The 19,327-nt window shown below is 62.4% G+C and carries 22 protein-coding genes; 15 read left to right on the top strand and 7 right to left on the bottom strand.

Translation table 11 applies throughout. The features are described 5' to 3' along the window. Positions 1 to 427 (top strand): NAD(P)H:quinone oxidoreductase (wrbA, locus tag R3217_07235; protein ID MDX1455229.1); only part of this gene is annotated, 427 nt, incomplete at its 5' end. After that, the gene (locus R3217_07230; protein ID MDX1455228.1) at positions 424 to 816 is read left to right on the top strand and encodes a DUF2069 domain-containing protein; all 393 of its coding nucleotides are present in this window, start codon (positions 424 to 426) and stop codon (positions 814 to 816) included. The genes wrbA and R3217_07230, both read left to right, overlap by 4 nt. On the opposite strand, the gene hda is transcribed toward R3217_07230, so the two are convergent. Together hda and R3217_07220 are read right to left on the bottom strand one after the other, a co-directional pair. Next, positions 813 to 1,514: a DnaA regulatory inactivator Hda gene (gene hda / locus R3217_07225; protein MDX1455227.1), complete on the bottom strand. Its 702-nt coding sequence runs from the start codon at positions 1,512 to 1,514 to the stop codon at positions 813 to 815. The genes R3217_07230 and hda overlap by 4 nt on opposite strands. A 14-nt stretch (positions 1,515 to 1,528) precedes the next feature. Continuing rightward, positions 1,529 to 2,686, bottom strand: a complete 1,158-nt coding sequence (locus tag R3217_07220; GenBank protein ID MDX1455226.1) for a DUF2066 domain-containing protein — start codon at positions 2,684 to 2,686, stop codon at positions 1,529 to 1,531. Between the two features lie 146 nt (positions 2,687 to 2,832). Here R3217_07220 and purM point away from each other — a divergent pair, with 146 nt between their 5' ends. Genes purM through R3217_07205 form a run of 3 tightly spaced genes read left to right on the top strand, consistent with a single transcriptional unit; the run spans position 2,833 to position 5,298 of the window. Then, entirely contained in the window at positions 2,833 to 3,870 is a 1,038-nt protein-coding gene (gene purM / locus R3217_07215) for a phosphoribosylformylglycinamidine cyclo-ligase (GenBank protein ID MDX1455225.1), read from the top strand. Further along, entirely contained in the window at positions 3,870 to 4,511 is a 642-nt protein-coding gene (purN, locus tag R3217_07210) for a phosphoribosylglycinamide formyltransferase (protein ID MDX1455224.1), read from the top strand. The genes purM and purN overlap by 1 nt, the downstream gene beginning before the upstream one ends. Positions 4,512 to 4,545: 34 nt before the next feature. Beyond that, on the top strand, positions 4,546 to 5,298 hold the full coding sequence (locus tag R3217_07205; GenBank protein ID MDX1455223.1) for a DUF3108 domain-containing protein: 753 nt from the start codon (positions 4,546 to 4,548) through the stop codon (positions 5,296 to 5,298). A gap of 5 nt (positions 5,299 to 5,303) precedes the next feature. Here the strand turns inward: R3217_07205 and dcd are convergent, their stop codons facing one another. Together dcd and apbC are read right to left on the bottom strand one after the other, a co-directional pair. Continuing rightward, positions 5,304 to 5,870, bottom strand: coding sequence for a dCTP deaminase (gene dcd, locus R3217_07200; GenBank protein MDX1455222.1), 567 nt, complete (start codon positions 5,868 to 5,870; stop codon positions 5,304 to 5,306). 50 nt (positions 5,871 to 5,920) lie between these two features. Then, on the bottom strand, positions 5,921 to 6,997 hold the full coding sequence (gene apbC / locus R3217_07195; GenBank protein ID MDX1455221.1) for an iron-sulfur cluster carrier protein ApbC: 1,077 nt from the start codon (positions 6,995 to 6,997) through the stop codon (positions 5,921 to 5,923). Positions 6,998 to 7,209: 212 nt separating this feature from the next. Here apbC and metG point away from each other — a divergent pair, with 212 nt between their 5' ends. The 8 genes from metG to nth all read left to right on the top strand — a co-directional run bounded on the left by metG (position 7,210) and on the right by nth (position 15,243). Further along, the gene (gene metG / locus R3217_07190; GenBank protein MDX1455220.1) at positions 7,210 to 9,282 is read left to right on the top strand and encodes a methionine--tRNA ligase; all 2,073 of its coding nucleotides are present in this window, start codon (positions 7,210 to 7,212) and stop codon (positions 9,280 to 9,282) included. A 33-nt stretch (positions 9,283 to 9,315) separates the two neighbouring features. Continuing rightward, positions 9,316 to 9,903, top strand: a complete 588-nt coding sequence (gene rsxA / locus R3217_07185) for an electron transport complex subunit RsxA (protein MDX1455219.1) — start codon at positions 9,316 to 9,318, stop codon at positions 9,901 to 9,903. A gap of 154 nt (positions 9,904 to 10,057) precedes the next feature. Continuing rightward, a complete protein-coding gene (gene rsxB / locus R3217_07180; protein MDX1455218.1) occupies positions 10,058 to 10,630 on the top strand; it encodes an electron transport complex subunit RsxB in 573 nt (190 codons plus the stop codon). Then, positions 10,623 to 12,221 (top strand): electron transport complex subunit RsxC, encoded by a 1,599-nt coding sequence (rsxC, locus tag R3217_07175; protein MDX1455217.1) that lies wholly within the window; start codon positions 10,623 to 10,625, stop codon positions 12,219 to 12,221. The genes rsxB and rsxC overlap by 8 nt, the downstream gene beginning before the upstream one ends. Next, the gene (gene rsxD, locus R3217_07170; GenBank protein MDX1455216.1) at positions 12,221 to 13,261 is read left to right on the top strand and encodes an electron transport complex subunit RsxD; all 1,041 of its coding nucleotides are present in this window, start codon (positions 12,221 to 12,223) and stop codon (positions 13,259 to 13,261) included. The genes rsxC and rsxD overlap by 1 nt, the downstream gene beginning before the upstream one ends. Further along, positions 13,248 to 13,904 (top strand): electron transport complex subunit RsxG, encoded by a 657-nt coding sequence (gene rsxG / locus R3217_07165; protein MDX1455215.1) that lies wholly within the window; start codon positions 13,248 to 13,250, stop codon positions 13,902 to 13,904. Before rsxD ends, rsxG begins: the two co-directional genes overlap by 14 nt. Next, positions 13,894 to 14,592, top strand: coding sequence for an electron transport complex subunit E (locus tag R3217_07160; GenBank protein MDX1455214.1), 699 nt, complete (start codon positions 13,894 to 13,896; stop codon positions 14,590 to 14,592). The genes rsxG and R3217_07160 overlap by 11 nt, the downstream gene beginning before the upstream one ends. 9 nt (positions 14,593 to 14,601) lie before the next feature. Beyond that, positions 14,602 to 15,243, top strand: a complete 642-nt coding sequence (gene nth, locus R3217_07155) for an endonuclease III (protein ID MDX1455213.1) — start codon at positions 14,602 to 14,604, stop codon at positions 15,241 to 15,243. 11 nt (positions 15,244 to 15,254) lie between these two features. Here nth and R3217_07150 read toward each other — a convergent pair whose 3' ends face one another. The 3 genes from R3217_07150 to R3217_07140 form a co-directional block, all read right to left on the bottom strand. Next, on the bottom strand, positions 15,255 to 15,818 hold the full coding sequence (locus R3217_07150) for a hypothetical protein (GenBank protein MDX1455212.1): 564 nt from the start codon (positions 15,816 to 15,818) through the stop codon (positions 15,255 to 15,257). 105 nt (positions 15,819 to 15,923) lie between these two features. Beyond that, a complete protein-coding gene (locus tag R3217_07145; GenBank protein ID MDX1455211.1) occupies positions 15,924 to 17,447 on the bottom strand; it encodes a PH domain-containing protein in 1,524 nt (507 codons plus the stop codon). Further along, a complete protein-coding gene (locus tag R3217_07140; protein MDX1455210.1) occupies positions 17,437 to 17,913 on the bottom strand; it encodes a PH domain-containing protein in 477 nt (158 codons plus the stop codon). The genes R3217_07145 and R3217_07140 overlap by 11 nt, the downstream gene beginning before the upstream one ends. A gap of 194 nt (positions 17,914 to 18,107) precedes the next feature. Here R3217_07140 and R3217_07135 point away from each other — a divergent pair, with 194 nt between their 5' ends. Together R3217_07135 and R3217_07130 are read left to right on the top strand one after the other, a co-directional pair. Continuing rightward, positions 18,108 to 18,539: a DUF1841 family protein gene (locus R3217_07135; protein ID MDX1455209.1), complete on the top strand. Its 432-nt coding sequence runs from the start codon at positions 18,108 to 18,110 to the stop codon at positions 18,537 to 18,539. Between the two features lie 14 nt (positions 18,540 to 18,553). Next, a partial coding sequence (locus tag R3217_07130; GenBank protein ID MDX1455208.1) for a DUF692 domain-containing protein occupies positions 18,554 to 19,327 on the top strand: 774 nt, incomplete at its 3' end.

Here is a 19,327-nt window from a genome sequence, read left to right as displayed (position 1 = left end):
GCCCTATGCCAGCCACGACGACCTGCGCGAATGTGCCGGCCTGGCGCTCGGCAGCCCGACGCGCTTCGGAAACATGGCGGCACCCCTGAAACATTTCATCGACTCCACCGGTGGCCTCTGGGTGTCGGGCGAAATGAGCGGAAAACCCGCGGCGGTGTTCACCGCCACCGGCACCATGCATGGCGGCCAGGAATCGACCCTGCTGTCCATGATGCTGCCGCTCCTGCACCACGGCATGTTGCTACTCGGCATTCCCTATTCCGAGGATGCATTGAACACGACCCGATCGGGTGGCACGCCGTATGGCGCTTCGCACGTGGCTGGCAATGATGGCGAGCTGCCATTGAGCGACGACGAGGCCGAGCTTTGCCGTGCGCTTGGCAAGCGGCTGGCTGAAACCACTCTTGCACTGGCAGGCAGGTCATGACCGACAGGATCCTGAGCATGAATTCGATCGCCCTGGCACGAATCAACAGCGTACTGGCCGCGGGCCTGGCGCTGCTGTTTGCCAGCTGGTGGTTTGCCAGCACGTCGACCGAACCCGACGTGGTCAGGACGTTCAGCCTGATCGGCATCATCCCCAACCTCCTTCTGGTACCCGGCCTGTGGCTGGGCAACCGCACGGCAACGACCATTGCCGGCTTCATTGCACCCTTCTATTTTGCGCATGCGGTGATGGAGTTGTGGGCGAATCCCGCGGTGCGAGGCTGGGTGCTGGTCGAAACCCTGCTGAGTGCAGCTCTGTTCATGGGCGCGATGATCTACTTGCGCGGTGGCGCGCCCCAGCAGCCGACTGGCACGACGCAGGACGACTAGCCGGCGCCAATCACATCCTTGACGAACGGAATGGTAAGGCGGCGCTTGGCCTGCATGGCAGCGGCATCAAGTCGATCCAGCAAGCTCGCCAGCTCCCCCATGTCCCTCGAATGCCGGGTCAGCAGCCAGCGCGCCACCTCTGCCGGCAATTCCAGGCCACGCTGCCTGGCCTTCGCCTGCAAGGCTTTCTGGCGACCGTCGTCGTCCAGCGACTGCAACTGGTAGACCAGCATGTAGGAGAGCCGGGTTTGCAGATCCGGCAGGTCGACCCCGGATGACGCGGGCGAATGGCGACTGGCCACCAGCAGGCGCGCCTGGCGATCGTTCAGGCGGTTGTACATATGAAACAGGGCTTCTTCCCAGGCTGCATGACCGGCAAAGGCATCGAGGTCATCGACCAGCACCAGGTCGAGAGCATCCCAGCCCTCGATCATCGCCACAGGCACATTGCTGTGCTCGGCACCTGAAAGCATGCCGGTTGCCAGTCCGTTCTCCGCCGCTGCTTTCGCAATGGCATGCAACAGGTGTGTCTTGCCACTGCCACTGTCGCCCCAGGCGTAGAGAAACCGGTCGCTGCCCGTGGCATCTGCCAACATGGCGCGCAAGGCTGCCAGCAGCACACGATTGTTGTCCTCGACAAAGCTGTCGAGGTTCAGGTCGGAACCTAGCGAGATACCAAGAGTAAGCTGGGTAGCCATGGAGGAATGCCGGATCAGCGCAAGCGATACTTCAATACCGGATCCTCGGCAGTCTCGAGGGAAGGCACGCCCAGCGAGAACACCTCGTCCCTGCTGACTTCGACCAGCATCGAACCGAGGCTGATGGCGCGCTGCAATGCTCGCGACGAGCCAGTCAGCTCTATTTCGAACAGCAGCGAGTCACCACCGACCTTCACCGGACCGATCGCCGAAACGGCGCTCAGGGAAGTCAGGTAGGAAGAGACACGACCGTATTCCTCAAGTGTCGTTACGCCTTCGATTTCAAGCTTGACCGTGCCGCCACCCCCGAAGGAGGAAACCACCGAGAATTCGGTCGCATAGCGTTCGGCCAGCTCGCCGATACCCGCGGCCAGCACCGCGTCCAGGTCCTCGCCGGTGCTTTCCCAGTAGAGGCTGTCACCCTCGCGGGTCAACAGCGTGAATCGTCCCACCCAGTTCCGGCTTCCGGACTGGGCAAACAGGCTGACCGCCAGGGCATTGTTGGCCCCTGCGGACTCCGCTGCCTGGCGCAACGGCTGGTCATAGACGCTCCAGACATCTTCAAAGCCGACCCGGCCGGCGGCACCGGACGCGGCAGGCAGCTCGACCGGCACGCCCCGGTAAGCAGCCGCCCGACGCAAGCTGTCGACCGGGTTCTGGTCGTCGATCACGGTGCGCTCCGAGCGCACGAGTTGTCGGCCACTGCCCGTCGACAAGGCCAGCCAGACCTGGGTGCGCGGTCGCTCCCGTGCCCACAGCGGCACGCCGCGGCCCTGCAAGGCGGCCTGCACGGCATTGACGTCGAAGCGGACCTGCAGGCTCAGGGGAAGCTCGACCTGTTTGCCATCGCGCTCGACCTCGATCGGCGCAATCGACTGGTAGCTGAACTGCTGCAGGAAGCGATTGGACTGCCGCAGCACGGCCTCGACCTCGGGCATCTCCAGGTAGCCCTCGCGCCCGGTCAGTCGCAACACCACAACCTGCATGGCTTCCCTTACAGCCGCCTCGCGCTCGCCACGGGACTGGTCCGCGACCGGAATGCTGACCGTGCCCAGCGGGGCCGCGCCCAGCGCCGGACTTGCCAGCAGCAGAGGAGCAAGCAGGGAGATGAAAACAAGGATATTCAGGCGTTTCGGCACGACCGGGGTCTCCAGCTTTTCGATTCCAGACAAGATGTTCTCTGACACCGGCCAACGGCGGAATTCGCGTCGCCGGGCCAGATTCGGTCATGTACAATATCACGCTTCCGGGCGTGCTCGCTGACCACCACAGTCAGCCACCGCAATCGACACCTGTGCAGCAGAAAAAAGCCGATTTCATGACAAAAAAATCCTCCGAATCTTCCCTCAGCTACCGTGATGCAGGCGTCGATATCGATGCCGGCGAAGCCCTGGTCGAGCGCATCAAGCCGGCCGCCGCCAGAACCCGGCGCCCGGGTGTAATGAGCGGACTGGGTGGCTTCGGCGCCCTGTTCGAACTGCCGACCGGCTTCAAGGAGCCGGTACTGGTCTCGGGCACCGATGGGGTCGGCACCAAGCTGAAACTGGCCATCGAAACCGGTCGCCATGGCGGCGTCGGTATCGACCTGGTCGCAATGTGCGTGAATGACGTCATCGTACAGGCCGCCGAGCCGCTGTTCTTCCTGGATTACTACGCCACGGGCAAGCTGGATGTCGAGGTCGCCAGCCAGGTCGTCGAAGGCATCGCCAGGGGCTGCGAGCTGGCTGGCTGTGCACTGATTGGCGGCGAGACCGCCGAGCTGCCCGGCATGTACCAGGGCGAGGATTACGACCTGGCCGGCTTCACTGTCGGCATTGTCGAAAAATCGAAGCTGCTGGACGGCAGCAAGGTCGCCGCGGGCGACGTGATGATCGGTATCGCTTCCTCCGGACCGCATTCGAATGGCTACTCGCTGATACGCAAGGTACTGGAACGCTCCGGTGCCAGCCTGGACGACACCTTGCCCGATGGCACGGCCCTGGGCGACGCGCTGATGGCGCCGACACGAATCTACGTCAAGCCCTTGCTCGACGTCATGCAGAAGTGTGATGTTCATGCGCTGGCCCACATCACCGGCGGCGGCCTGACCGAAAACATCCCCCGCGTCCTTCCTGAGGGACTTGGTGTGAACATCCGTCGCGACAGCTGGCAGCTGCCAACGGTGTTCGAGTGGCTGCAGCAGAATGGCAACATCGAGGATCTCGAAATGCTGCGCACCTTCAACTGCGGCGTTGGCATGGTGGTCATGGTCGCGGCCGACGAGGCCGACACGGTCATCGACCTGCTGGGCAAGGCGGGCGAGACTGCCTTCAAGCTGGGCGAGGTCGTTGCTGGCGAGGGTGTCAGCTACTCCTGATGTCGAGCACAAACGACAGCCTGCCCGTGGTCGTGCTGATCTCGGGAAACGGCTCCAACCTGCAAGTACTGATCGATCGCGCCGACGAACTTGGCATCGACATCCGTGCCGTGGTCAGCAATCGCGAGGGCGCCTTCGGCCTGGAGCGCGCCCGCCAGGCGGGCATCGCTGCCGAGGTGCTGCTGCCACGAGACTACGGCTCCCGCGATGACTACGACGCCGCACTGGCCGAACACATCCGGGCGTACTCGCCCGGACTGGTCGTGCTGGCCGGCTTCATGCGCATCCTGTCGCCAGCATTCGTGCAAGCGTTCGCCGGTCGCATGTTGAACATCCACCCTTCCCTGCTGCCGAAGTACCGCGGCCTCAACCCGCACGCGCGCGTGCTGGAAAACGGCGACACCGAGCATGGTGCGAGCGTGCATTTTGTCACCGAGGAGCTTGATGGCGGCCCTGTGCTGATTCAGCAGAAAATCGCAGTAAGCTCGTCAGATGACGAACAATCACTGGCCAGGCGAGTCCAAGTCCTTGAACATGAAATCTATCCCCGCGCCGTGGCACTGTTTGCCAGTGGCCGGGTGAAAATGCGGGATCAGGCCATCGAGCTGGATGGCAAACCGCTCGCCGCACCGCTGGACTGACCCGGCAACGGCTCGGCCGCGACCAGGAGAAGCCATGAGAACTTTGTCGCTACCTGCCATGCTCACCGCTGGCCTTTTGCTGCTCGCACCTGCTGCGCTTGCGGCGGCGGGCTCGCAGCCATCCGGAACGACCCGCACCGAGGACGGCAAGCTGCGCGAATTTCATGCCGTGTTCCGACTGGAACGTGGCGGTCATGAAGTGGCCGAAGCCGTCATGAGCCTGAAGAAGGTGGACAAGGAAACCTATCGCTACACCTCGCATTCCGAGGCGCTCGGGGTGCTGTCGTTCTTCGTCAAGGACGAAATCGACGAGGTCAGCGTCTTCCACGTGAACAACGGCGAGATCGTACCGCTGAGCTACATCTACCGGCACAAGGGGTCCAGCAAGAACCGCAACGAGGACCTGACCTATGACTGGGTCAACGGGATTGCTGCCTCCGACTACCGCGGCAGGGAATCATCGATACCGCTGATGGCGGGCACGGTCGACCGCTTCCTGCTGCCATTGGCGCTGGGTGCCTCGCAGGGTATCGAATCGCTGGACACGACCGTGCCGGTCATCGACAAGGGCGAGGTGAAGCAATGGCATCTCAAGGCGCTGCGGACCGAAACCCTGCAGACGCGAGCCGGCACCTTCGAAGCATTGCGCATCGAAAGAGTGGATGATGACACCGACAAGACCGTGCGCATCTGGCTGGCACCAGCCCTGAACTACGCGCCGATTCGCATCGACTACCAGAAGCGCGGTGACCGGCTGCTGCGTCTCAACCTGCACTCGCTGAAGTAGACGCCTCAGGTCTGCGGCAGGGTGACGCCTCGCTGGCCCTGGTACTTGCCGCCACGATCCTTGTAGGACGTTTCGCAGACTTCATCCGACTCGAAGAACAGCATCTGCGCCACGCCTTCATTGGCGTAGATTCGCGCCGGCAGCGGCGTGGTGTTCGAAAACTCCAGCGTCACGTGACCTTCCCATTCCGGTTCCAGCGGCGTGACATTCACGATGATGCCGCAACGTGCATAGGTCGATTTGCCCAGGCACACCGTCAGGACATTGCGTGGAATGCGGAAGTACTCCACCGTGCGCGCCAGCGCGAAGGAATTGGGCGGGATGATGCAGACATCGCTCTTCACGTCGACAAAGGAATTTGCATCGAAATGCTTCGGATCGACCACCGCCGAATTGATGTTGGTGAAGATCTTGAATTCGTCGGCGCAGCGCACGTCGTAGCCGTAGCTCGAGGTGCCGTAGGACACGATCTTGCCGCTGCCGTTTTCACGCACCTGGCCGCCCTCGAACGGCTCGATCATGCCTTCATTCTCCGCCATGCGGCGAATCCACTTGTCGCTCTTGATGCTCATCTGCCCCACTCCCAGGGAATTGTTGTCAGGGAATACTCTTCGATCTGCAATCAGCTGTCGTCTTCCGAAATGCTCGGGAATGCTCCCGCGGTGCCACTCGCATCCCGCGCCAGGCCCGCCGTCATCTTCAGCGCGATCTCGCGGTAAGCGGCCGCGACATCGCCGTCCGGCTCGGCCGCCACCGACGGCGTACCCGAATCGGCCTGCTCCCGTATCCGGATGTCCAGCGGCAAGCCGCCAAGATAACGGGTCTCGTAGGTCGTGGCCATTGCCTGGCCGCCGTCCTTGCCGAAAATCGCTTCTTCATGCCCGCAGTTCGAGCAGACATGGGTACTCATGTTCTCGATGATGCCGAGCACGTTGACGTTCACCTTGCGGAACATCTGCAGGCCCTTGCGCGCATCCAGCAGCGCAATGTCCTGCGGCGTGGTGACGATCACCGCGCCAGCCAGCGGCACGCGCTGGCTCATGGTCAATTGCGTGTCGCCGGTGCCGGGCGGCATGTCGACGACGAGGTAGTCGAGCTCGCCCCAGTTGGTTTCGTTCAGCAGCTGGGTCAGCGCCTGGGTCACCATGGGCCCGCGCCACACCATTGGCTGGTCCTCGTCCACCAGGTAACCGATGGACATGCTCTTCACGCCATGGTTTTCGAGCGGCTCCATGACCTTGCCATCCTTGCTCTCCGGCTTGCCGCTGATGCCCAGCATGCGCGGCTGGCTCGGGCCGTAGACATCGGCATCCAGCATGCCGACCGTCGCACCCGCCTGTGCCAGGGCGACGGCGAGATTGGCCGCCGTGGTCGACTTGCCCACGCCACCCTTGCCCGAGGCGACCGCGATGATGTTCTTGATGCCGGCCAGCGGTGCCAATTGTCCCTGTACCGCATGCGCCGTGACTTCCCAGTCGATGCTCACCGGGCACTGGACTCCGGCAGCTTTCAGGGCGCCGTCTATCTCGGCCTTCAGTGGCTCGATGCGCGCCGCCGCCGGATAGCCCAGCACGATGGACACCGCACCGCCCGCGTCGATACCGCGATAGGCGCCTGCGCTCACCAGGTCCTGGCCGAGATAGGGATCATGAATGGCGGAGAGGATGTCGCGAATCTGGCTTTCGTCGGGGTTCGTCAAAACAGACCTTCGCTCGCATTGGATGGGTGGAATCGCGACGGGATTCTACCATCCTGTGCCGGTCACTTGTGATAGCGACCGTACCCGCTGGCCGGGATGGCCCTCGAAGCCCGCAAACCATGCTCCGAGCGCCCTGCTATGGCATAATTTCGGCTTGCGCCAGCCTTCCTTCTGTTGCTGGCGAAACGCGCCGGGGACTGGCGCGAAATTTCATGAAATCAAGGACTTACATGCCTGCTACCGATCAAAAGCGCCGCCTGCTGGTCACTTCCGGCCTGCCCTATGCGAACGGACCCATCCACCTCGGGCACATGGTCGAGGTCATCCAGACCGATATCTGGACCCGCTTCCAGCGCCAGCGCGGCCACGAGGCCTATTACATCTGCGCAGAGGATGCCCACGGCACCCCGATCATGATCCGTGCCAGGAAGGAAGGCACCTCCCCGGAAGAACTGATCGCGCGGATGAAAAAGGACCATGAGGCCGACTTCGAAGGCTTCCTGATCCGGCACGACAACTACCACACCACGCATTCCGACGAGAATCGCGAGCTGGCGAGCCTGATCTACACGCGGCTCAGGGATGCCGGCCACATCGATCGCCGCACCATCAAGCAGGCCTACGATGAAAAGGAAGGCATGTTCCTGCCGGACCGCTTCATCAAGGGCACCTGCCCGAAGTGCGACACCGAGGACCAGTACGGTGATTCCTGCGAGGCCTGCGGCTCGACTTACAGCCCGACCGAGCTGAAGAACCCGGTGTCGGTCGTGTCCGGCACCAAGCCGGTGGAACGCGAGTCCGAGCACTATTTCTTCCAGCTCGGTGACTTCGAGAAAGACCTGCACGAGTGGATGGATCACACCGGCCTGAACCCGGCCGTGCGTTCCAAGTTGAACGAATGGTTCGATGCCGGCCTGCAGGACTGGGACATCTCCCGTGACGAGCCCTACTTCGGATTCGAAATCCCGGATGCGCCGGGCAAGTATTTCTATGTCTGGCTGGATGCGCCGATCGGTTACCTGGCAAGCTTCAAGCAGTTCTGCGCCAGCAACGGTCTCGACTTCCAGGAATGGATGAAGCCCGGCTCGGACACCGAGATGGTGCACTTCATCGGCAAGGACATCACCTACTTCCACTCGCTGTTCTGGCCGGCCATGTTGAAGGGTGCCGAGTTCCGCCAGCCGTCCGGTGTCTACGTGCATGGTTTCCTGACAGTGAACGGTCAGAAGATGTCGAAGTCGCGCGGCACCTTCATCCTGGCAAAGACCTACCTCGACAATCTCAATCCCGAGTACCTGCGCTACTACTTTGCCGCCAAGCTGGGCGCCGGCGTCGAAGACATCGATCTCAATCTCGAGGACTTCGTTGCACGTGTGAACTCGGACCTGATCGGCAAGGTGGTGAACATCGCCAGCCGTTGCGCCGGCTTCATCAACAAGAAGTTCGACGGCAGGCTCACGAGCAAACTGGATGATGAAGCGCTGTTCAAGGAACTGGCCGACGCCTCGGAAGCAATTGCCGAGTGCTACGAGAAGCGCGAGTTCTCGCGGGCCATGCGCGACATCATGGCGCTGGCCGACAAGGCCAACCAGTACATCGACCAGAAGAAGCCCTGGGTGCTCGCCAAGGAAGAAGGCAAGGACGCGGAAGTGCATGCCGTCTGCACCATGGGCATCAACCTGTTCCGCCAGCTGGTCAGCTACCTGAAGCCGGTGCTGCCGGAGCTGGCCGAAAAGTCGGAAAGCTTCCTCGACATCGAGCCGCTGGAGTGGAATGCCGTCAAGCGCCCGCTGCTCGATCACGAGATCACGAAATTCAAACCACTGCTGACGCGCATCGAGGCGTCGCAAATCGAGAAGATGCTGGAAATGACCAAAGAAGACCTGGAAGCCGAGAACAAGACGACCGCGCAGGACATCTCCTCCGACGCGACCAAGACCGATGTCGCACCCATTGCCGACACCATCGGCATCGATGATTTCATGAAGGTCGACCTGCGGGTCGCGAAGATCGTCAAGGCCGAGCATGTCGAAGGCGCGGACAAGCTGTTGCAGCTGACGCTGGATATCGGTGCGGGCGAACGCAACGTGTTTGCCGGCATCAAGAGTGCTTATGCGCCAGAAGACCTGGAAGGCAAGCTGACGGTGATGGTCGCCAACCTGGCACCGCGCAAGATGCGCTTTGGCGTGTCCGAGGGCATGGTGCTGGCAGCAGGCCCTGGCGGAACCGAACTTTTCATTCTCGAGCCGCACGCCGGTGCACAGCCGGGCATGCGCATCAAGTAAGGCGCTCACCACCGCTTTCGAGCAGGGGGAGACATGGAGGCAATTGCCAACATCGGATTGATCGTGGTCAGCGCCGTGCTGGTCAACAACTTCGTGTTGGTGAAATTCCTCGGCCTGTGTCCCTTCATGGGCGTGTCGCGCAAGCTGGAAACGGCGATCGGCATGGCACTGGCGACCACCTTCGTGTTGACGCTGTCCTCGATCGCCAGCTACCTGGTGAACAGCTACCTGCTGGCGCCGTTCGAACTCGAGTACCTGCGCACCATTTCCTTCATCCTGGTGATCGCTGCTGTCGTGCAGTTCACCGAGATGGTCGTGCGCAAGTCCTCGCCATTGCTGTATCGCGTGCTGGGCATCTACCTGCCCTTGATCACCACCAACTGCGCCGTGCTTGGCGTGGCCTTGCTGAACGTGCAGGAGGCGCACAGCTTCGTCGAGTCGGCCTTTTACGGCTTTGGCGCTGCCGCCGGTTTCTCGCTGGTGCTGATTCTCTTTTCCGCCATTCGCGAACGGCTTGCCGTGGCCGATGTGCCAGGCCCGTTCAAGGGAGCGGCAATCGCGATGATCACGGCGGGGCTGATGTCGCTCGCTTTCATGGGCTTCTCAGGACTTATCAAATGAGCTGGGGAAACGTCGCCATTTGCCCCATGGCCGTGTTGCAGCGCGTGCTCGGCTGCTCATTGACCAGCCTGTCAACTCCGCGCCTCGCACTTGCTGGGCCTTGCCCTGGAACAAATCGCTCGAAACGACGCTGCCTTGATGCAATGGCGGTGACATGCTGACCGCCATTCTCGCCATCGCGGGGCTCGCCCTGGTCTTTGGCCTGGTGCTCGGCTATGCCGCCGAGCGCTTCAAGGTCGATGGTGACCCGGTGGTCGACCAGATCGATGCCATCCTGCCTCAAACGCAATGCGCGCAATGCGGATACCCCGGTTGCCGACCCTATGCCGAGGCCATTGCCAACGGCGAGGCCGACATCAACCAGTGCCCGCCGGGCGGCGAGGATGGCGTGCGTGCCCTGGCCGAGTTGCTGGATCGCGAAGTGAAACCGCTGTCGGAAGAACACGGCGTCGAGAAACCACCGATGGTCGCCATCATCGACGAGGACACCTGCATCGGTTGCACCCTGTGCATCCAGGCATGCCCGGTCGATGCCATTCTTGGCGCGGCCAAGCAGATGCACACCGTGATCGAAAAGGAATGCACCGGCTGCGAACTCTGCCTGCCGCCCTGCCCCGTCGATTGCATCGACATGGTCGAGACACCACCTGCGCCCGGTTTCTGGAAATGGCCCGAGCCACAGCCTGATCTCGGAACTGCAGAGGACGAGGAGGCCGCACATGGCTGACGTCGCGCGCCCCGGCGGGCCGGACCTTCACCACTTCCCGGGTGGACTGGCGCTGGAAGACCGCAAGGCCATGGCCACGCGCCTGCCACTGGAAACTGCCAGCCTGCCTGCTGAAGTCGTCTTGCCCCTGCGCCAGCACATCGGCCAGCCGGCGGTGCCGCTCGTTGCAGTCGGTGACAAGGTTCACAAGGGACAGCCGGTTGCCGAAGCGGACGGCCGCGTCAGCGCCTTCGTGCATGCACCGACATCCGGCGAGGTCATCGCCATCGAACTGCACGACGTACCGCACCCGACCGGGCTGCAGCAGGAGTGCATCGTCATTCGCGCCGATGGCGAGGACAGCCTCGGCAGCAACAACAGCTGGCCTTACCAGGGTCTCGAGTGGAACCAGGCCGACCCGGCAGACATTCGCAGCCGTATCCGCGAAGCCGGCGTGGTCGGTCTCGGTGGCGCCGTATTCCCGACGGAGATCAAGGTCGACGCCGGCAACTATGCCGCCATCGACAGCCTGGTCATCAATGGCGCCGAGTGCGAACCCTACATATCCTGCGATGACACCCTGATGCGCCATGCCGCGGACGAAGTCATTCGCGGCACCGAGATCCTGCAGCGCGCCAGTGGCGCGGTACGCTGCATCATTGCCATCGAAGACAACAAGCCGGAGGCCGGCACGGCGATGGAAGAGGCGCTGCGCGCAGCAAAGGAAGCGAACCCGGACCTTCCGATCGCGCTGATTGCCGTGCCCTCCATCTATCCGGAAGGCGGCGAGAAGCAGCTGATCCAGGTACTGACTGGCCGGGAAGTGCCGGCCGACGGCCTGCCGCAGGACATCGGCGTGATCTGCCACAACGTCGGCACTGCCGTGGCGGCACGACGAGCGGTGGAGGACGGCGAGCCGCTGATCCGCCGCATTGTCACCGTGACCGGGGAAGGCGTGGCAGAACCGCGCAACCTTGAAGCCCGGCTGGGCACGCCATTTTCCAGCCTGGTACGGGATTGCGGCGGCTACACCGAGGATGTCCAGCGCCTGATCATGGGTGGCCCGATGATGGGCTTTGCCCTGCAGCACGACGAGATTCCGGTGACCAAGGCCACCAACTGCATCCTGCTGCCCAGCTCGGAAGAAATAGCACCACCGACCGAGGTCATGCCCTGCATTCGCTGCGGCGAGTGCGCGGCCGCCTGTCCGGCCTCCTTGTTGCCACAACAGCTTTACTGGCACACCCGTTCGCGTGATTTCGATGCCGTGGAAGAACATGCCCTGTTCGATTGCATCGAGTGCGGTTGCTGCGACGTCGTCTGCCCCAGCCACATTCCGCTGGCCAGCCATTTCCGCTTCGCCAAGACGGAAATCTGGGGCAAGGAAATCGAACGCGCCAAGTCGGACATTGCCAGGCAGCGCTTCGAGGCACGCCAGGCCCGGCTCGAACGCGAGAAGCTGGAGCAGGAAGAAAAGCGCAAGCGCAAGCAGGAAGCCTTGAAGAAGCTGGGTGACGCCAAGGATCGCAAGGCCGAAATCGACGCGGCGCTGGAGCGCGTGAAATCCCGGCGAGGCCAGCCGCCGACAACGAACCAGGAGCAGGAAGACTGATGGAATTCAGGAAATCCAGCGCCCCCTTCCTTGCGCCGCAGACCTCGGTCAGCCAGGTGATGCTGCACGTCATCGTGGCACTTGTCCCTGCGACCGTCGCGCATATCTGGTATTTCGGCTGGGGCATCGTCATCCAGATGTGGCTGGCGATCGCGACGGCCTATGCCGCCGAAGCCGCCATGCTCGCGCTGCGAGACAAGCCGTTGCGACCGTTTCTCACCGACTTCAGCGCGCCGGTTACTGCCATCCTGCTGGCCTTCTGTGTTCCGCCGACCTCGCCGTGGTGGCTGGTCGTCATCGGCACGGCCTTCGCGATCGTTTTCGCCAAGCACTTGTACGGTGGCCTCGGCTTCAACCCCTTCAACCCGGCCATGGTCGGTTACGTGGTACTGCTGATTTCCTTCCCGACACAGATGACCAACTGGCTGGCTCCGGAAATGCTGGTCGACCAGGAATTCCGCATCACGCTGTGGCAGACCATCAGCACCATTTTTGCTGGCACCTATCCTTCCGGCGTGAATGTCGATGCAGTGACCTCGGCGACGCCACTGGATGTCATGCGCGCCTCGCTGGCCGACAACCGCACGGTGATGGAAATTCGCAACAACCCCATGTTCGGTGACTTCGGCGGCCGCGGCTGGGAATGGATCGGAAACTACATCGTGCTGGGCGGCATCTGGCTGCTGTACAAGCGCGTGATCCGCTGGCAGATCCCGGTTGGCGTGCTGGCCGGTCTCGGGATCACCGCGTTCGTGTTCTATGCACTGGATCCGAGTTCGCATGCCTCGCCGGGATTCCACGTCTTCAGCGGTGGTGCATTGCTTTGCGCCTTCTTCATCGCGACCGATCCGGTCTCGGCAGCGACCACCGAGCGTGGCCGCCTTTACTACGGCATAGGCATCGGCGTGCTGATCTACGTGATTCGCACCTGGGGTGGCTACCCCGACGGTGTTGCCTTCGCCGTGTTGCTGGCGAATCTCTGCGCACCACTGATCGATCACTACACGCGACCACGGGTCTACGGCCATGCCGGCAAGTAACTCGCCCATCACGCGCATCCTGCTGACGACTGTCACGCTGACGGCGTTCGCTGTCGGCGGTGTTGCACTGGTCGCCTGGGTCAACGAGCAGACCCGCGATCGCATCACTGAAAACGAACGCCAGATCCTGGTGCAATCCCTGAACCAGGTCCTGCCTGCCGAACATTACGACAATGACCTGCTGGCCGACCGCATTGTTGTCAGCGATCGGGAGCGGCTCGGCAGCAAGGAAGCCCTGCCGGTCTTCCGTGCTCGCCTGGATGGCAAACCAGCCGGCGTGGTGATGGAAGTGATCGCGCCGAATGGCTACAACGGCGACATCCGGCTGCTGGTCGGCATCCTGGCCGATGGCACACTCAGCGGCGTGCGCGTGTTGTCACACAAGGAAACACCCGGCCTGGGTGATGTCATCGAATCCGGCAAGTCGGACTGGCTGGCGCAATTCCCTGGCAGAAAACTGACCAAAGCCAATGTCGATGACTGGGCCGTGAAGAAGGATGGTGGTGACTTCAGCCAGCTGACCGGCGCGACCATCACGCCGCGCGCCGTGGTTGAAGCAGTGAAACAGGCGCTGCAGTATTTCGACCAGCACAATGACATGCTTTTCGACAAGCCCGCCAACGAGGCCGATGATGAAATCTGAACGCGCCATCATCCGGGACGGACTCTGGGACAACAACCCGGGCATCGTGCAGTTGCTTGGCCTGTGCCCCTTGCTGGCCGTGTCCGGCACCCTGGTCAACGGACTTGGGCTGGGCATTGCCACCACGCTGGTGCTGCTGGGCTCGAACGTCATCGTCTCGGTCATTCGCCAGTGGGTCAGCGAATCGATCCGCATTCCGGTATTCGTGCTGATCATCGCCTCGCTGGTTACCACGGTCGAGCTGGTGATGAACGCCTGGTTCCATGACCTTTACCGCACACTGGGGATTTTCATTCCCCTGATCGTGACCAACTGCGCCATCATCGGCCGCGCGGAGGCCTTTGCCTCGCGCAACTCGATACCGCGTTCAGCGCTTGATGGCATGGCCATGGGGACAGGTTTCACCGCGGTGCTGGTCATCCTCGGCGCCATGCGCGAACTGGTCGGGCACGGCACCCTGCTGGCTGGTGCGGACATGCTGTTTGGCAGCGGCGCCGCGGGCTGGGAGCTGAACGTGCTGGGCGACAGCTACCCGGGCTTCCTGCTGGCTGTCCTGCCACCGGGCGCGTTCATCGGGCTCGGTCTGCTGATCGCGCTGAAGAATTTCATTGATGAACGACTGGTACCACAGCGTATCGCGCAGCAAGACAGCGTCGAGGCTGCCATGGAGACCGGCAAGGCAACATGAACAAGCCCCATGAATAAGGAAGCTCGCCGAGAAATCTTCCGCCGCTTGCGCGATGCCAACCCGGCCCCGACGACGGAACTCGAGTACGCCAATCCTTTCGAGCTGCTGATTGCGGTGATCCTGTCGGCCCAGGCGACCGATGTCGGTGTCAACAAGGCCACGGCAAAGCTCTACCCCGTCGCCAACACGCCGCAGGCGATTTACGACCTGGGTGTCGACGGCCTGAAGCGTTACATCAAGACAATCGGCCTGTTCAATTCGAAGGCCGAGAACATCATCAAGACCTGCCGCATCCTGCTCGAGGAACACGGTGGCGAGGTTCCCGAGGACCGCGAAGCGCTCGAAGCCTTGCCAGGTGTCGGCCGCAAGACGGCCAATGTCATCCTGAACACGGCCTTCGGCCATCCGACCATCGCCGTCGATACGCACATTTTCCGCGTATCCAACCGGACAAAAATCGCACCCGGCAAGAACGTCCTGGACGTGGAAAAGCGATTGCTGCGTGTGGTGCCGGATGAATTCAAGAAGGACGCCCACCACTGGCTGATCCTGCATGGCCGTTACGTCTGCAAGGCGCGCAAGCCGGAATGCTGGCATTGCGCCATTGCCGATCTGTGCGAATTCCCGCCGAGCAAGCGCCCGACGGGTTGAGCCGACCCTGTTCAGGGCATTGCCATGCCCCACAAGCTGATGCGGTTCACGTCATGCAATTCGCCATTGCATGACAGCACGCAGGCGGCAAGGCGGGAATCCCGGCCCTCGCTGTCACCCTCCGGCGGCGGGTTGTAGTGAAAAACCCCCTCGACCACCACCCACTGCGCATTGATCTGCGGCAACAGCTCCAGGTCGTTCGGGAAGGCTTCTTCCAGGCCCACCAGGCGGATCGCGTCATTGGTCCAGTTGAAGCGATGCTCGGAGGAAAAGTAAAGGTAGGATCCGCTACGGATGCCGAACTGGAAGTCGGCCACGCCGATCAGGCGCACCCGCTTGCCGACAAACTTCTCCGGATTGCCCAGCACCTCCATCATCGAGGCCACGACGGGTGCGAGTTCGGCCTGGCCAAGATCGACCGAGGGCACGCTGGCCGGATCGGCGGCGGGCGGGTGGAAGCCCGTGCCACCTGGGGCCTGCTGGCCGCCACTGCTCGTGCAGGCGCCCAGTCCTGCCAACAATACCGCTCCGGAAAACAGGACAATCACCTGTCGAATCACTGCTGCTGCGCGCATGCCATTCCCCTTTTCTGTCAACGGCGTCTGGAACCAAGACCGGGGCCTTGCTGCCGATATTTCACACCGACCGACCGGTTCCTGCGGCACGCTGACTTCCGGGGCTCAACGGCCGGCGCGGTAGAGATCCGCCGACAGGGAATCCGCCGATTCACGATCAAGGAACGGCAAGTGCAGGCGCTGGTGACGCGCACCGGCCGTGTCCACGCTGAGGCTGGCCATGTGATAGCGACGGTCAAAGGGATTTTCGTTCACCCTGACACTCTGCACCCGATTGCGCGGAACGAAGGCCATGCGCTTGTTCAGCCAGCCTTTCCGCAATACGAAGAATTTCTCGTGCAGCGCCCAGCCCGTGTATTTCACGTAAAGATGCGCATAAAGCCACAGCACCGGCAGCATCGGCAGGATGACAGCCAGTGACCACCAGCCGAGCTGGATGACCGTGCTGGGCGTGGCAATGATCAGCCAGCACAAGGACAGGAAGCGTCCCAGGCGGAAACGCGCCTTGGGCGCCAGCTTCTGCCAGTCGAGATTGCCGGTTTCGACCACCGGCAGTGCCTCCCGGACCAGTTCCTCAGCCTTTGCGGACGTGGCGACCGGTGCGAGCCAGGGGGTGCGCTTGTTGCCACCTTGCTGCTGCTGGTTGCCGGAGTTGCGGCCGAGGCCGCCGGCGAGGTCCACTCGCAAGGACACGCGCTTGAACCAGCGGTGCAACAGGGATTCACGCTGGTGCACGACCTGGATGCGCGGCCGACGCATGGTCAGCGAAACCTTGGTCAACAGGCCGTATTGCGCACGCAGGTCGTCGCCGGAACGGGTCAGCTTGAAACCGTGCAAGGTGATCAGCGCCAGCAGGATGGAAAGAATCCGGGTACCGGCCACCAGGCCGAGGATGGCGGAGGTCACCAGGAATACCTGCATGGCCGTGCCAAGGTGGATGAAGCTGTCTATGGGCAGGCGCTCGATGAATGGCTCGACATAGCGCTCGATCAGCTGGTCCATCCCGAACTGCGAGAAGACACCCAGCAGGGCCGCCACGATGATCATGCCGCGATTGTCGATCAGGCCGTAGCGAACCAGTTCGCGCATCGGCAGCTCCAGCAGGGTCTCGCCGGCCGGGGAATCGACTTTCTCTTCGGTCGCGACCTCTCTCCTGTCGCTGCGTTCGAATATCCTGCTGCGCAGTTCCTTTACGGCGTGATCGTCCAGCACGCGGATGATGGCTTCCGAGCGGCCACCACTGGACGTCTCGACACGCACATCGGCAACTTCCAGCAGCCGATGCAGGATGCCACGCTCGGTATCGACATTCTCGATACGGTCGTAATCCAGCACGCGTACATTGCGGAAAAACAGCCCCTTGCGGATCACGAGGCCCTTGCGGGAGAACCCGTAGCGATAGAACCACTGGTCCCAGAACGCCGAGATGACGATCGCCACCACCGCTGCTGGCAAGGCGATCAGCCAGGGAAACTGGTCGTTCTTCGCACCGAACAACATGAAGGCAGCCAATGGAATGATCGTCTGGCGAATGCGGACGCCGGTCAGGAACAGCCACGACAGGCCGTGCAGCCTGTAGATCAGTTTCGCGCCCTGCACTTCCTCGGCATCGCGCTGCTCAGACGGCATCTTCGTTCCCCGCCATGGCGTCGCCCTGCAGCTGGTCTCGCAAGGTGGTGGCATCGTCGTAAGCGAGCCCCTCGAGTTCGATGCAGGTGTAGTTGCTGCCCGCCGTATAGAGCTTGAGGGTGGCGATACCGAAGTGCCGCATCACCGGTCCCTGGTAGACATCCGAATGCTGGATGCGGACCTTGGCCAGCGAGGATTCCGCACGAAAGAACACGCCGTCACGGATGGTGATGCCGTTGTCGTCGGCTTCGTAGGCGAGGTGGCGATAGCGTGCAGCCGGGTACCACCACGCAAAGCCGACGACTGCCAGTACGAGTGCCAGGTTGGGCAGGAAACGCAGGACCAGCGGCGTCACCCAGTCAAGGCCGACAAAGAGCGGAATGCCCGTGGCAATACTGATCAACAGCGCCAAGGGCACCGTCCAAATGCGCCATACCGGCACCACACCCGGATCAACGGATTGCATATGTTCCCCCGAATAAGGTCTTTTGCCCTGCACGCGTGGCGCGACAGGTTCCCCGAGTCGCCACCATAACGGCCTCCCGGTGAATTGCAAGCTGCCTGACGAGTGAAATAACAAGCGCAGCAGGCCGGTCCACATGGGGGCCCGGAATCCCTATACTCGGAGGCTGGTATCGACGCGAGCGAGCAAGCAGCATGATTTTTGGCGACAACCGGGGCGAACTGCGCAAGATGTACCAGGAGGCCTGGTCCAAGCACCGCGAGGGCAAGCCGGTAACGGCACTGGAAGCGATCATCGCTGACGTCGTGGCGCTGCATCCGGAGTACCACGCCATGATCGAGTCCGGTGAGGACGTGCTGGACAAGGACTGGACGCCGGAGCATGGCGAAACAAACCCTTTCCTCCACATGGGCATGCACATCGCCATTCGCGAGCAGGTCAGCATCGATCGGCCGCCCGGGATTCGTGCCGCCCACCAGCAGCTCGCCCACAAGCTGGGCGACCAGCACGAGGCCGAGCACGTGATGCACGAGGCACTGGCGGAGACCCTCTGGGAAGCGCAGCGCAACGGCATGCCGCCCGACGAGCAGGCCTACCTGGCCCGGGTGAAGTTGCAGGCAATGAAATGACAGGTGATGAACCGATGAAGGCAGCTACAGATTCACGCTACCCCGTTTCCGGCGCCGGTCTTGGCCTGCGCCGCGGCCTGCTGCGACCACTGGAAGAGTCGCCACCGGACAATGTCGATTTTTTCGAAGTCGCGCCGGAAAACTGGATGGCGGGAAGCGACCAGAACGGTGGAGAGCTTGGTGGCCGGCTCGGCCGCAAGTTCCGCGAGTTCACCGAACGATACCCCTTCGTCTGCCATGGCCTGTCCCTGTCGGTCGGTGGCCCGGCACCGCTGGATGAAGCCTTCGTCAAGCGCGTCGGCACATTCCTGGACACCCACGGCATTCGCTATTACACCGAACACCTTTCCTATTGCTCTGACGATGGGCACCTCTACGACCTGATGCCAATCCCGTTTACCGAAGCGGCGGTGGATTATGTCGCCGAGCGCATCGCGCGGGTGCAGGACATCCTTGGTCGGCGCATCGGCGTGGAAAACGTGTCGTACTACGCCGCGCCGGGCAAGGAAATGGAAGAGATCGACTTCATCAACGCGGTCCTGGAAAAGGCCGACTGCGACCTGCTGCTGGACGTCAACAACATCATCGTCAACAGCATCAATCATCGCTACGACGCAGAGTCCTTCCTGAAAGCCCTGCCACGCGAACGCGTGGTGTATTTCCACGTGGCCGGACATTACGTCGAAGCCGAGGATCTTCGGGTCGACACCCATGGTTCGGATGTTTCCGATCCGGTCTGGGAGCTGCTCGACACGGCCTATGCGCATTTCGGCCCTGTCCCGACCCTG

It is taken from the genome of Gammaproteobacteria bacterium, from assembly GCA_033720895.1.
Lineage (GTDB): Bacteria > Pseudomonadota > Gammaproteobacteria > Natronospirales > JAJUFS01 > JAWWBS01.
The sequence above is the reverse complement of the archived record's forward strand: the minus strand, read 5'-3'. Positions and strand labels throughout refer to the sequence as shown.